This window comes from Psychrobacter sp. 219-2-C (assembly GCF_049560815.1).
Lineage (GTDB): Bacteria > Pseudomonadota > Gammaproteobacteria > Pseudomonadales > Moraxellaceae > Psychrobacter > Psychrobacter faecalis.
Map to the genome: position 1 here is coordinate 2,175,443 of NZ_CP186933.1, position 14,667 is coordinate 2,190,109.

The following is a 14,667-nucleotide window of genomic DNA, read 5'->3' on the forward strand; positions in this document are numbered from 1 at the left end:
ATAAACCCTAGATTTTTTTGTTATAGCAGATGTATCTATAGATATATTCGTCACTATTGATATTGACATTAAGCGTACCTATATAGGGAAGCTGACTTCGTCGCGGCTGTCTAGTGTTAATAGACAGCGTTTGCTATAATAACGGCTTCTATGACATTACTGCATGGCACTCCTACTTACTCTTATGAACAAGCAACTTATTCTATATTATAGCGATTTGATGATCAGTTATTAGATAGCTACTTAATTAGCATAATATATAAGATAAATTTTAGCTCAGTGCTTGTAGTTAATGCTCATTTCTTACAACATATCCAACATATCATAGTGGTTAGATATAATTGACGTGATCTTACGGTTATATGATTGATGGTTGCAATCATCACTGCCAACGGACCCAAAAAGGTGAATAGATTATGGTAGCGATTACTTTACCTGATGGTAGCGTAAAAAACTTTGAAGGCAATACAACGGTCATGGAAGTGGCGCAAAGTATTGGAGCGGGCTTGGCGAAGGCGACGGTCGCGGGACGCGTTGATGGTCATTTAGTAGATGCACACGACCCTATCGTTGCCGATGCAAAAGTTGAAATCGTGACGCCAAAAGACGCTGATGGCGTCGATATCATTCGCCACTCATGTGCCCACTTGTTAGGTCATGCGGTAAAACAGCTTTATCCTGACGTAAAAATGGTCATCGGTCCTGTTATCGAAGATGGCTTTTATTATGACATCTATAGTGAGACGCCATTTACCCCTGAGCACATGGAAAAAATTGAAAAACGCATGATGGAGCTGATTAAGCAAGATTATGATGTCATCAAAAAAATGACCCCTCGCGATGAAGTCATCAAGATTTTTGAAGAGCGCGGCGAAGATTATAAGCTGAAATTGATCAATGACATGCCTGGCGAAGAAGCCTTTGGTCTGTATCATCATCAAGAATATGTCGATATGTGCCGTGGTCCACACGTGCCAAATACGCGCTTCTTAAAAGTATTTAAACTGACCAAAATGTCAGGCGCTTATTGGCGCGGTGATGCTAAGAACGAACAGCTACAACGTATCTATGGTACGGCGTGGGCAGATAAAAAAGATTTAAAAGCCTATATCCAACGTATTGAAGAGGCAGAAAAACGTGACCATCGTAAGATTGGTAAAGCGTTAAATCTGTTTCATATGCAAGAGCAAGCGCCGGGCATGGTGTTTTGGCATGCCAATGGTTGGACGATTTATCAAGTACTTGAGCAATATATGCGTAAAGTGCAGCATGACCATGGTTATGAGGAAATCAAAACGCCGCAAATCGTCGATCGCAGCTTGTGGGAACGTTCAGGCCATTGGGGCAACTATGCCACCAATATGTTTACCACTTCGAGCGAAAACCGTGATTATGCCGTAAAACCAATGAACTGCCCATGTCACGTGCAAGTATTTAACCAAGGCTTAAAGTCTTACCGTGAGCTGCCGCTACGTATGGCGGAGTTTGGCTCGTGCCATCGTAACGAACCATCTGGTTCATTGCATGGTTTGATGCGTGTACGTGGTTTCACGCAAGATGATGCGCATATTTTCTGTACGCAAGCGCAAATTCAGCAAGAAGTCGCGGATTTTATTAAGCTTACCCTTGCGGTGTATGAAGACTTTGGTTTTGATAATATCATTATGAAGCTCTCAACCCGTCCTGAAAAACGCGTTGGTAGCGATGAATCTTGGGATTTTGCCGAAAAAGCCTTGGCAGATGCCCTAGATAGCTCAGGTCTTGATTGGGAATATCTACCGGGTGAAGGCGCATTTTATGGTCCAAAGATTGAGTTTAGTCTAAAGGATTCATTGGGTCGTGTCTGGCAGTGCGGTACGATACAGGTTGATCCAAATATGCCTGAGCGCCTTGATGCCGAATTCGTCAATGAGCAAAACGAGCGTGAAACCCCAATCATGCTACACCGTGCAATCTTAGGCTCGTTTGAGCGTTTTATCGGTATCTTGATCGAAAACTACGCCGGTTGGATGCCAGTGTGGCTTGCGCCGCAACAGGTGGCGGTGATGAATATCACTGATAAACAAGCCGATGCTTGTGAAAATGTGGTCCGTGAGCTAAAAAATGCAGGTTTGCGAGCGACGAGTGACTTGCGTAACGAAAAGATTGGATTTAAGATACGAGAGAAAACATTAGAACGCGTTCCCTATATGCTAGTATTAGGGGATAAAGAGGTCGAAACGGGCAGTGTCAACGTCCGAACTCGTGAAGGTGAAAACCTCGGCGTCATGAGTGTTGCAGAATTTATTAGCTTAGTACAGACTGCTGTCAGCAAAAAAGGCCGACAGACCCCAAAAACAGATGAGGAGTAATACCTATTAAACAGTCAAACCGTTTGAACATCAACGAAGATATCAATGCTAAAGAAGTCCGTTTGGTTAAAGAAGATGGCGAACAAATGGGCGTGGTCGATATCGAAACCGCGATGAAAGCGGCGCGTGATGAAAATCTAGATTTGGTCGAATTGGTTCCTGAAGCCAAGCCGCCAGTATGCAAAATCATGGATTATAAACATTTCCTCTATGATCAAAAGCAGAAAGCGAAAGAAGCGAAGAAGAATCAAAAACAGACCCAGCTAAAAGAGATGAAGCTACGTCCTAGTACTGAAGAGGCGGATTATCAAGTTAAGCTGAAAAAAATCGTCAGCTTCTTGGAAAACCAAGATAAAGTTAAAATCAGTATCCGTTTCCGTGGTCGCGAAATGGCGCACCAAGAGATTGGACGTAAACAACTTGATCGTATCATTGAAGATACCGCTGATATCTCAAACGTCGAACAGTATCCTAAGATGGAAGGCCGTCAAATGGGTATGCTGCTTGGGCCTACTAAGAAAAAATAATCCACCTGTGGATTATAGCGAGTAGTGGCTGTAAATCGATGTGATGGTTAGTTAATATAATCAATTAACTAACACAGACAGCTCGTTATTATAGATAGTTATACTCTTAACCATCAATATACTCCGGGATATTGATGGTTTTTTCATATTTATCTGTAGATACATGCATTAAAAAACCTGAGTACTATAAGCCAAATTCCTCTATAAACGCTTTATCAACCTCAGTTTACAAAACCCATCTTCTCAACCTTTTCATTACCAGTTAATCTAAAGGTTATCTCATCACACATATCTCATTCGAATAAAAATTATTGGGTAATAAAAACAATTGAAACCACGACTATAAAAGCGCTTAGCAAAAACTGTTATTCATTAACAATTAATAGTTAATGTCAATTAATAGTTAATAAATAGTGTCATTGATAAATAACGTCGTCGGTAAAGAATCCCATTTTTTAGATATTATAGGAAATTTTATGCAAGAATTGACCCCACCCGAAAACGCCTCAACGCCAAGCATCACTTTAACCGCGCCTGAACCGGTGAAAGAGATTCAAAAAAGCGAAGCGGATCAAATGGTTAAGCTGGATGAAAGCCACATTCCTGAACTTGATGCTAAAGTCGATGCCTTTGTCGATCACGTGATTAACAACTCAGTACACAGCGCTGAGTTTCAGCAAAACGTGCAATCTATCCATAATTTGGGTAATAAAGAAATTCGCGAATCGGCTCAAGTGTCAAACCGTATGCTCGATTTACCAGCAAAAAGTCTTAATGATAGCTTGTTTGATAACTCACCTATCGCCAAGTCATTGACCGAGCTGCGCGGAATTGTTGAAGATTTGGATCCGAGCAAAAAAGAGCTGACCAGCTCGCGTAAGCTCTTCGGTCTGATTCCATTTGGTAACAAAGTCCAAGATTATTTCCGTCAATACGAGTCAGCGCAATCACATATTAACGCCGTGGTGACCAGCCTCTATAACGGTAAAGACGAACTGCTCAAAGACAATGCTATGATTGAGCAAGAAAAAGTTAACATGTGGGAGCTGATGCAATCGATTCGCCAATACATTTATGTGGGTAAAAAAATCGATGAGCAGCTTGAGCAAAAGGTTTATGCCGTTGAAGCTACTGACCCCGAAAAGGCACGTATTATTAAAGAAGAGATGTTGTTCTATGTACGGCAAAAAAATACTGACTTTTTAACGCAATTGGCGGTAAACGTACAAGGTTACTTGGCTCTTGATACCATTCGTAAAAACAACCTAGAGCTGATTAAAGGTGTGGATCGCGCGACGACGACGACTATCTCGGCGCTACGTACGGCAGTGGTGGTTGCTCAAGCAATGACCAATCAAAAACTGGTACTCGATCAAATCACCGCACTCAATAAAACCACTAGCAGCTTGATTGAATCGACCTCTGCGATGCTCAAACGTCAGTCACTTGAAATTCACGAGCAGGCAACCAGTAGCACGATTGAGCTTGATAAACTCCAAAACGCCTTCAATAACGTTTATGAAACGATGGATATGATTAGTAACTATAAAATCGAGGCGTTAGAAAATATGAAGCAAACGGTCAATACTCTGACAGCCGAGGTTGATAAAGCGCAGAAATATCTCGATAAGTCGAATCAAACGACTGTCCTTGAAGTATCGAAAGAATTAAATACTAAAAAGATAACCAATCAATCAAATACGGTCGATATTGATATTTGATTGGCTCGCATGTCGAAGGCTGTTAGCGATACAAGCTAGCAGCTACTTGCTATCTGATACACATAAGACAATTGACCTAAGATATTACGGCGTTGTTCGTGTTAAGATAGCACTTATTAATAATTTTAAAAAATAGATACGGTAATTTATGAGTTGGAATGATCCAAACGCCTCGAGTGAGGCACAAAAATACGTTAACCCTATTCCTAGTCGCGAACTGATACTCAGTACGATTAATGAATACGGTGAAGTCACGCATCAACAATTGGCAAAAGCCTTTAATATTGATGACCCTGACCAATTTGATGCTTTAGGCAATCGTCTAAAGGCAATGGCGCGCGATGGGCAAGTAAACCGCGACGGGCGTCCTTATCGCTATCGTACTGTAACCGAACACGATATCGTCACTGGCACCGTGTCAGCTCACCCTAAAGGCTTTGGCTTTGTGATATTGAGCGATATGCCTGATTTGTTTTTGCATGAAAAGCAGATGCGCTGGGTATTTAATGGCGATACCGTACAAGCGGTTGGCACCTCTACGGATAATCGCGGTCGTACCGAAGGGCGTATTGTCGATATCGTTGAGCGTCGCCAAAACAATTTTATTGGTACATTGGCGCATGATGAAGAAGGTTATTGCGTTGAGCTTGGTAGCCCAAATAACCATCAGCCGATTACCGTCACTGAAGAAAACGTGCAAGCGTTAGATGCCAAACAAGGTGCGCCAGTCAAAGTCGATATTATCGATTGGCCAAACCAACACGAGTTTGCCACTGGTAAAATCACTCAAGTCTTATCTGATGATAATGACCGTGAATTGATTATTGAGACGACTCTACTCAACTATGATATCCCGTCAGACTTTAGCGAAGCGGCATTACAGCAGGCCAATAGCTATCAAGAGCCGACCGAAAAAGACTTGAAAGGTCGTACAGACTTGCGCGATTTACCTCTTATTACTATTGACGGTGAAGACGCGCGCGACTTTGATGATGCAGTGTTTGCCGAAAAACGCTCAGGCGGTAACTATCGTGTTTTAGTAGCGATTGCTGATGTAAGCTATTACGTCACGCCAAACTCACCACTTGATAAAGATGCTTACGAGCGCGGCACGTCAGTGTATTTTCCGCATCGCGTGATTCCGATGCTGCCAGAAGTATTGTCTAACGGCCTATGCTCTTTGAACCCCAACCTTGACCGTCTCTGTATGGTTGCCGATATCAAGATATCGCGTGCTGGTAAAGTCACAGGCTACGAGTTTTATCCGGGTGTGATGCACTCACAAGCGCGCCTGACTTATAACCAAGTGAATGCTTACCTTGCCAATCCAAAAGATAAAAGCGTTCCTGAATCATTAACGGCTAATAAAGATGTTAAAAAATCGGTCGATACCTTACATCAATTGTATGAGCTGCTGCTAAAAAAACGTGAAGAACGCCATGCCATGGAGTTTGAAACAGTCGAAACGTATATTAAGTTTAATGAAAAAGGTGGCATCGAAGCGATTTTACCGCGTACGCGCGGCGATGCGCAAAAGCTTATCGAAGAATGTATGCTGCTTGCCAATACCTGTGCAGCAAACTTTGCCCTAAAACATGAGTTGCCTGTCTTATATCGTAACCACGATAAGCCTGATAGCGAAAAGTCAATGCGCATTCATGAATATGCCAAAAACTTTGGCTTAAGCTTCCCTGAGGAAAGCCCAACGCAAGCAGATTATCAGCGTATCATCGAAGCTACCAAAGACCGCCCTGACGCGATTAGCATCCACAGCATGCTGCTACGCTCGATGATGCAAGCGAACTATGCGCCTGACAACATCGGTCACTTTGGTTTGGCTTATGATGAATACAGCCACTTTACCTCGCCGATTCGCCGCTATCCTGATTTAATGCTGCATCGCGCGATTAAAGCGAAAGTGACTAATAGCCAGCAGCCAGTAATGGATTTCTCGCTTGAAGATGCTGGCACGCAAACCTCAGATACCGAGCGCCGCGCCGAAAAAGCATCGCGTTATGTGGAATCTTGGCTCAAATGTCATTATATGAAAGATCATGTCGGCGAAGAGTTCGATGGCGTGGTGACGACTGTGACGAGCTTCGGTTTATTTGTGACCTTGACCGACTTATATATCGATGGTCTCGTGCACATCTCCAACGTTGGCGACGACTTCTTTGTCTATGATGAGCAGCAACAACAGCTTATCGGTAAAGACAGAGGCACGGTATTTGGGCTTGGCGATTTGGTTCGCGTAAAAGTAGCGGGCGTTAATATGGACCTGCTACAAATCGACTTTGATCTTAAAGCTAAGCTACAAGCAAGCCAAATGAATCAAACCAAACGCGATCAGCCAAAGAACAATTCGGCTGGTAAGAGCTCTGCTAACAAAACTTCGGCGAATAAACCCCCTTCTAAAAGAAGCAGCAGCCGTGGTAAAGGCACCAGCAAAAAAAGCTAACGTTGCCTAAATGTTAAGATTAAAAAAAGACTAACATTATCGTTAGTCTTTTTTTTGTATTCATTAAAGGGCGATTAATTAGATGCTGTTATTAAGACGCCACTTATTTCAGCCTTAAAATTCTAAACAATAATAACTCTAAGGTTTAAAGCTCCTATTGCGTATTAGCGATTTGCTCGCGGCGTTGTTGACTGACCTGCTCCGCTTGTTCTATCTGCGTGCTTGCTTTATCAAGGATAGCTTTTGGCTGCTGCCCTAACGGCTGACTTGCGATATCTGAAGTATTACTCTCAGCTACGTTAATGTCAGTTTGTTCTGCGACACTACTAGCGGCTAACGCTTCTCTATTTTTTTCACGTTGGCTGCCGCTGATCATATTAAACCCTGCGAGAATAACGATACCAGCCAAAGCAAAAATAATCAGATGTTTGATTTGCATAAAAAATATCTCGTCTATGTCGATAAAAGGTAGATAGACGTTTCGTTGCATTTTTTATGCCGACTTTTATAGTTAGTAATCATTTTTTAATAGATAATCTTCAACGCCACTCTTTTGGGCTATTCTTGCGGACTGTTGTTACTTAATAGGTCGGTTTCATCTGAATTTTCGGCAATTTCTTGCTCAACTTTTTCCATTAGTTTCTGGTCAGGACGCGCATCGAGTACTTCGTCGGCATTGCGACCTTGTAAGATATGCTTGGCCCGCGCCTTTGCTTGTTTCTTATCTTTATCTTCAATGCTAGTACCAGTAGCAGAAGATACATCAGACGCTTTATCAGTTGCAGAAATGTGCGGCGTTACCGTCGTTTCCGCTGGTGATTTATCGTTCGTTTGACTGCTTTGGAAATGCTCAAAGGCTTTTTCTAGCTTATGGTTAAAGCGCAACTGATAAATGGGCTCGGGTAAAGTAAAACCTTCATCTTCTAAGGCATGCTTGGTTTCGCGAATGGCGATACTGCGGGCTTTGGAGAAATCTGCCTCCAATTGATTGACCCATACTTGGAACTGTAAAACGATGTTTGATTCGCCGACTTCTTTGATAACCGCCGTGACTTTTGGCTTATCTAAGGCAAATCCCAACTGACAGATGGCATCGATACCTACCTTGATCGCAGCAAGCGGATCGTCGTTGGCATCAACCCCGAGCTCAAAGGTAAAACGGCGCTCGGGGTTTTTGGTGTAATTTAAAATTGTTGCTTTAAAGACTTCAGCGTTAGGAATACGTAACTGATTGCCGTCTAAGGTCATTAAAATCGTGGCGCGTGAGGTTAGGCGCACCACGATGCCTTCTTGATTGTTAATCAAAATATGATCGCGGGCGCGAAACGGTTGGCGGATACTGAGCATGAGCGAGGCAATATAGTTCTCAATGGTGTCTTTGACGGCAAAACCAACGGCGATACCAATAACACCTGCCCCACCAAGCAGCGTGCCCAAGATAGTCTCAGCACCAATCAAACTTAACGCTAAGATAAGACCGAAAATGATAAAAATGACTTTAACGGTTTGGGCAAGTAACTCTGCGACAAAGGGATTTGGCGTAAGACGTTGCCACATTTTTTGTCGATTGGATAACCAACTGCCAAACCACGTCACTAAGGCAAATAAAACAATCCCTACGAGTAGTAGCGGCAACGCTTTGACTAGGTTTTTGGTTTGCGCTTTGAGACTCTGATAAACAGTCGAGACATTATCCTGCACATCAAGGGTGCGATTGATTCTATCTTCTACCGTCACCACGTCGGTTAAGCGATTGGTCAGATTAATCGCTTGCTGGGCTTTTTTCTCGTTAGGCGTCTCACCGGTTAAGGTTACAACCCCTTGGTTGACGCTGACACTTACTGCTTGCAAGCCGTCAATTTCTGAAAAAATGCCACTGATACGTTGCTGGATATCATTGTCTTTTAACGGCGTTGGCGTGGTTTCGATTTGGGCATTATTAGTACTTTCACCGCTGATAACTGGCGGTTTTTCAACTGGCGCGGGCGCAGTGTCAGAAGTACTTGGCGTAGCAGGGGTAATAGTGATGGCACTATTTAGACTATTATTTGGCTCATTGGCAGGTGGGGCGTTTATAGCTGGGGCGTTAGGCGTCTGAGCGCTGGTCCCACTGTCAGCTGTACTATCTTCAGTAGCCTCATTATTGAGTATAATACTCTCACTTGTGCTGCTGTCTGTAGCCGCATAAGTTGGCATGCTTAAAAGAACACTTAAAAAGATACTTAATAGCAATAACAGCTGAGCGTAGACGTTTATCGTTATACGCGACTGGCGCTGGCTTAACCTGTGTAGCCTACGTAATTGAGGCTGGTCAACATACGCTGCCATAAGTATCCCTTTATTATTCTAGCTTTATATCACATTTCCAATAACGCTCTCTGGACATGGCGACTAAAAACTATTTACCATCTAGATAAAGCTGCGCCTCACCCAAGTCTAAGGTGCCTTCGTAAATCGCGCGGCCAGTGATAATCCCTTCGATACAGTCACCATAAGGTTTTAGCAATTCAATGTCTTTCATATCGGTGACGCCGCCTGAGGCAATCACTGGCAAGCCACCTTCACGTGCCAAATTGACGGTCTGCTCGACATTAACGCCTTGCATCATGCCATCACGAGCGATATCGGTATAAACGATTGACGATACGCCAACATCAGCAAAACGCTTGGCAAGCTCGGTAGCTTTGGTATCGGTCACGTTTGCCCAACCGTGCGTGGCAACCATGCCATCTTTGGCATCGATACCGACAATAATGTGTCCAGCAAACTCGCGGCAGGCTTCGGTCACAAAGTCAGGATCTTCCACGGCTTTGGTACCAATAATAATGTAGGTCAAACCTGCGCTAATATACTGCTCGATGGTTTTCATATTGCGCACACCGCCGCCCAATTGAATCGGCAGCTTGGGGAAAGCTTTGGCAATGTCGTTGACCACTTGTTTGTGTACTGGGATGCCATCAAAAGCGCCATTTAAATCGACCAAATGTAAGCGACGCGCGCCCTCATTGACCCAACGCGCCGCCATAGCGACTGGATCATCAGAAAATACCGTATCGTCTTCCATACGACCTTGTTTTAAACGCACACATTTACCATCTTTTAAATCGATAGCGGGGATAATGACAGGGACAGCACACATACAGCATTCCTTATAAAACGATATCAGCGATTAAAAATAGTTGAATAATAACAATATGAATAAGAAAAATTCAAAAGTAAAAAAAGTATCCAAGCCCATCAAAGGGCGACTACGTAAAATTTATTTAGCATAGCAAATTAAAAGCAGCTATTAGGGAAAATTGATTAAATATTAAAAATGGCAGTGGTAAATGAGAATACGAATTAAAGTTTGGTTAAAAAATGATAAAGAACCCATCACCGTAATCACAACCATAACCATAAGTTTTAGCTGAAGGAATCACTCGTAACATTAGGTAAATTCATTTACCAACTGGCAATTTTAGGTCAGTTTAGCGTATAATCCTAGGTAAATTTGTATTTGTATGATAAAACCTAATCGTCTGCTACCTATTGACGATTGCAATCAGCATAAGGTAAATATGAGCACCGCATTAGCACTAAATTAATGCTGAGCTTATCAAGACATTGAGTTTACCCTGTAATCATAGGTCATTAACCAGCACTTAGATAGCTTTCACAAAGACAGCTTTCATAAAGTATGAACAAATCATTGATGCCTCATTTATATTCACTCGAATGAATAGCGCTGCGTAAATTTTAATAACCCTATGATTCCTGATACGACAAATTTTAAGATTTTAATAAATCGTATGGTAAAACTGTATTTTATCTACTGTCATCCTCGTTGAGGACGCGGTTAGATTTGTAAGTTTTACGATACACCTTGGTAGCCAGTCGTCACTTTGGTCATTCGAATAAGACATTAACGTGTTGTTAAGGAGTCTAAGGTCAGCGTTAATACTCTTACTTGTAGTTATGATGATGTGTTATGTCTAGAGCACTTTTTTACGCCCTTTTTTGGGAGTGATAAAGCACTTTATTGATGACGCTGTTATCCATGCTGCCGATATACCAAACAGGACGTCTGGTATCGTTTTAGACTATGGACTAAGTTTTCGCTTATGATTACCATCAAGAAAGGTTTGGATTTACCCATCACTGGTGAACCCTCCCGCGAGATATCTGAGCACAGACCCGCCTATGTAGCACTCGTTGGCTATGATTATGTGGGCATGAAGCCCACGATGAATGTCAAAGAAGGCGACATCGTAGCTAAAGGTCAGCCCGTTTTTGAAGACAAAAAACGGGTCGGCGTTATCTACACTGCCCCTGCTGCTGGTAAGGTCGTCGCCGTTAATCGCGGTGAGCGTCGTGTTTTTGAAAGTCTTGTGATTGCGGTCGACCCAAACGGTGAAGAAGTAGAATTTCAGCGCTACGACTCCCAGCAACTTGCTGACCTAGATTCTGAAGTCGTTGAAACCCAACTGCTTGCCTCTGGCGAATGGACCGCATTTCGTACGCGTCCTTATAGCCGCTCCCCCGATATTGGTGCCCGTCCGCACGCTATCTTTGTCACCGCTATGGATACCAATCCATTAGCGCTTGACCCGATGTTGCTGATTAATGAGCAGCTTCAAGCGTTCAATGACGGACTTGCTGTATTATCAACCCTCAGCCCCAAGACCTTTGTCTGCCATCACGGCGATGCCCAGTTGACGCCAGTTGCCAAAACGGCCGCTAATAATGTCACTGAGTATCATAGCTTTGCTGGCAAACACCCTGCTGGTCTGGCTGGCACGCACATTCACTTTTTGCATCCAATTATGCGCGGCGTGACCGTGTGGACGATTGGTTATCAAGACGTAATTGCCATTGGTAAGCTGTTTACTACTGGTCGTTTATATACGCGCCGTATGCTTAGTCTTGCTGGCCCTGCGGTTAAAAACCCGCACTTGGTGGTCACCGAGCGCGGTGCAGATATCTCAGCATTGACCAAAGGTCAGCTTGCAGCGGGTGAAAATCGTATCATCTCAGGTTCTGTTTTATCGGGACGTAAAGTGTTTGGCAATACCAATTATCTTGGTCGCTTTCATAATCAAATCAGCGCGCTAACCGAAGGTCGTGAACGTCCAGCGTTTCACTTCTTTACCGCTGGTGCCAATCGCTTCTCTAAATTGCCCATCTATATCTCGCAGTTTTTTGGTGGTAAAAAATATAGCTTTACCACTTCGAGCAATGGCTCGCCGCGGGCGATGGTGCCAATTGGTGTCTATGAAGAAGTCATGCCGCAAGACTATCTGCCAACGCAGCTACTGCGCGCTTTGATTGTCGAAGACATCGTTAGCGCTGTCGATTTGGGTGTACTTGAATTGGACGAAGAAGATTTGGCATTATGCACCTTTGTATCTCCTGGCAAATATGAATTCGGCGATATTTTGCGTGACAACTTAACGCGCATTGAGCTGGAGGGCTAACCACGATGAAATTTTTACACAATATGTTCGATCGTATGGAGCCGTCTTTCACCAAGGGTGGCAAACACGAAAAGTACTACGCCATCTTTGAGATGTTTGATACGTTTTTACGTCAACCAGGCTCAACGACATACGCATCCTCACACGTACGCGACGGTATCGACCTTAAGCGTATTATGATTACCGTTTGGTTATGTACCTTCCCTGCGATGTTTTGGGGTATGTACAATATCGGTCATCAAGCATTAACAGCGATTGCGCAGCTTGGCTTACAGCCTGAAGGCTGGCGTACCGTTATCACCAGTATGGCGGGCTACAATCCAGACAGTATCTGGGCAAGCTTTGTCTACGGAGCCATGCAGTTCTTACCGATTTATATCGTCACCTTTGCGGTTGGTATTCTCTGTGAGATTATCTTTGCTGTCGTGCGCGGGCATGAAGTTAACGAAGGTTTCTTTGTGACTTCTGTGCTATTTGCGCTGTGTCTCCCACCAGATATTCCTTTATGGCAAGTTGCCTTAGGTATTATCTTTGGTGTGGTCGTGGCAAAAGAAGTCTTTGGCGGTACGGGTAAAAACTTCCTGAACCCTGCCCTATCAGGTCGTGCGTTCTTATACTTTGCTTACCCTGCTTATATGTCAGGCGACTCAGTATGGACGGCGGTTGATGGTTTCTCAGGAGCCACGCCACTTGGACTTGCCGCGCTTGGCGTCGTCCCAGCAGACTTCGTTGATGTTTATGGCAATGCCATCACATGGACGGATGCTTTCTTAGGTAATATGCAAGGCAGTATCGGTGAAGTATCGACGCTGGCTATTTTGCTAGGTGCAGTGGTTCTACTTTGGACCCGCATTGCCTCATGGCGCATCATGGCAGGTTGTGTGGTGGGGCTAATTGCCACATCGCTAGTCTTTAATATGGTCGGTTCTGAAGACAATATGATGATGAGCCTGCCGTTTTATTGGCACTTAGTCATCGGCGGTTTTGCCTTTGGTGCAGTATTTATGGCAACCGACCCTGTATCAGCTGCTCACACCAATAAAGGCCGCTGGGCTTATGGTATTTTGATTGGTTTTATGACCGTACTCATTCGCGTCGTCAACCCAGCCTTCCCAGAAGGCATCATGCTTGCCATTTTATTCGCCAACTTATTTGCGCCATTATTTGATTACTTTGTGACGCAAGCCAATATCAAGCGCCAAACAGCACGGAGGGTTCGTTATGTCCAAGCCCAAAAGTAATAATGCAAAAACCATCAGCGTGGCGTTGACGCTATGCTTGGTGTGCTCTGTATTGGTCTCAGCGGCGGCTGTGGGTTTGAAACCAGCACAAGTTGAAAACGCGCGCTTAGACCGTAACAAAAATATCTTAGTCGCCGCTGGTATGTTTGACCCAGCGTCTGATACCAATGAAGATGTGGCCGAGCGTTTTAAAGACTTTGAGGTAAAAATCGTTGACCTTAATAAAGGCAATTACCTCGATGACGACGCGCTAAAAGCCGCTGGCATTCCTGATCGCAATGCGTACGATGCCAGTCAAGCGACCAAAAATCAGGCGCTAAGCGAAGATTTGGGCGGTAATGACCCTGCTGGTATCGGCCGTGTTCCTAAATACGCCAAAGTCTATGTCAAAAGTGATGACGCTGGACAGCCTGAAATGGTGGTGCTGCCGATTCAAGGCTATGGTCTATGGGGTACGATTTATGGTTTCTTAACGCTTGAAAGTGATATGAATACCATCAAAGGAATCAGTTTCTATGAGCATAAAGAAACCCCAGGTCTAGGTGCTCGTATCGAGGAGCCTGAGTGGCGCGCCATGTGGAGCGGCATTCACTCTTATGATGAAAACGGCGCAGTTGCAACAGGTGTGACTAAAGCCGGTAATCCAAAAGACAACTGGGTAGATGGCATCAGTGGTGCAACCTTAACCGGTCGCGGCGTCAGTAACATGATTCAGTTTTGGCTCGGTGAGCAAGGCTATAAGCCTTACTTAGACCAGCTGCGTGAACAAAACGGCAAAACAGTGGCGGATACAGAAGTCAAAGCCAGTCAAAGTCCGTATAAAAAACTGGGTCAGAACTTACATCAACAGCAGACGCATCCCGCAACCGAACTGGTCGCAGTAGTGCCAGCAGCACACGGTAAGGAGGCATAA

At 44.0% G+C, this 14,667-nt stretch carries 10 protein-coding genes; 7 read left to right on the forward strand and 3 right to left on the reverse strand.

Annotated elements, in window-relative coordinates; translation table 11 throughout:
• Nucleotides 1–416 precede the first annotated feature (416 nt).
• The 4 genes from thrS (at nucleotide 417) to rnr (ending at nucleotide 7,057) form a co-directional block, all read left to right on the forward strand.
• Nucleotides 417–2,351 (forward strand): threonine--tRNA ligase, encoded by a 1,935-nt coding sequence (thrS, locus tag ACPEGP_RS08900; RefSeq protein WP_191692435.1) that lies wholly within the window; start codon nucleotides 417–419, stop codon nucleotides 2,349–2,351.
• A gap of 23 nt (nucleotides 2,352–2,374) precedes the next feature.
• On the forward strand, nucleotides 2,375–2,878 hold the full coding sequence (gene infC / locus ACPEGP_RS08905; RefSeq protein WP_144297936.1) for a translation initiation factor IF-3: 504 nt from the start codon (nucleotides 2,375–2,377) through the stop codon (nucleotides 2,876–2,878).
• Nucleotides 2,879–3,354: 476 nt separating this feature from the next.
• The gene (locus tag ACPEGP_RS08910; protein ID WP_191692434.1) at nucleotides 3,355–4,599 is read left to right on the forward strand and encodes a toxic anion resistance protein; all 1,245 of its coding nucleotides are present in this window, start codon (nucleotides 3,355–3,357) and stop codon (nucleotides 4,597–4,599) included.
• A 148-nt stretch (nucleotides 4,600–4,747) separates the two neighbouring features.
• Nucleotides 4,748–7,057, forward strand: coding sequence for a ribonuclease R (gene rnr, locus ACPEGP_RS08915; protein WP_193030557.1), 2,310 nt, complete (start codon nucleotides 4,748–4,750; stop codon nucleotides 7,055–7,057).
• A gap of 154 nt (nucleotides 7,058–7,211) precedes the next feature.
• Here the strand turns inward: rnr and ACPEGP_RS08920 are convergent, their stop codons facing one another.
• From ACPEGP_RS08920 to hisA, 3 genes are all read right to left on the reverse strand, one after another.
• Nucleotides 7,212–7,496 (reverse strand): hypothetical protein, encoded by a 285-nt coding sequence (locus ACPEGP_RS08920; RefSeq protein ID WP_193030555.1) that lies wholly within the window; start codon nucleotides 7,494–7,496, stop codon nucleotides 7,212–7,214.
• Nucleotides 7,497–7,615: 119 nt separating this feature from the next.
• On the reverse strand, nucleotides 7,616–9,253 hold the full coding sequence (locus ACPEGP_RS08925) for a mechanosensitive ion channel domain-containing protein (protein WP_193030553.1): 1,638 nt from the start codon (nucleotides 9,251–9,253) through the stop codon (nucleotides 7,616–7,618).
• Nucleotides 9,254–9,455: 202 nt separating this feature from the next.
• Nucleotides 9,456–10,196 carry a 1-(5-phosphoribosyl)-5-[(5-phosphoribosylamino)methylideneamino]imidazole-4-carboxamide isomerase gene (gene hisA, locus ACPEGP_RS08930; protein WP_068408306.1) on the reverse strand — a complete coding sequence of 247 codons (741 nt, stop codon included), beginning with the start codon at nucleotides 10,194–10,196 and terminating at the stop codon, nucleotides 9,456–9,458.
• Nucleotides 10,197–11,160: 964 nt separating this feature from the next.
• Here hisA and ACPEGP_RS08935 point away from each other — a divergent pair.
• Genes ACPEGP_RS08935 through ACPEGP_RS08945 form a run of 3 tightly spaced genes read left to right on the forward strand, consistent with a single transcriptional unit; the run spans nucleotide 11,161 to nucleotide 14,667 of the window.
• Nucleotides 11,161–12,513 (forward strand): Na(+)-translocating NADH-quinone reductase subunit A, encoded by a 1,353-nt coding sequence (locus ACPEGP_RS08935; protein ID WP_201589706.1) that lies wholly within the window; start codon nucleotides 11,161–11,163, stop codon nucleotides 12,511–12,513.
• 5 nt (nucleotides 12,514–12,518) lie between these two features.
• The gene (locus ACPEGP_RS08940) at nucleotides 12,519–13,754 is read left to right on the forward strand and encodes an NADH:ubiquinone reductase (Na(+)-transporting) subunit B (RefSeq protein ID WP_191692430.1); all 1,236 of its coding nucleotides are present in this window, start codon (nucleotides 12,519–12,521) and stop codon (nucleotides 13,752–13,754) included.
• Nucleotides 13,735–14,667, forward strand: coding sequence for a Na(+)-translocating NADH-quinone reductase subunit C (locus ACPEGP_RS08945; RefSeq protein WP_423813181.1), 933 nt, complete (start codon nucleotides 13,735–13,737; stop codon nucleotides 14,665–14,667). The genes ACPEGP_RS08940 and ACPEGP_RS08945 overlap by 20 nt, the downstream gene beginning before the upstream one ends.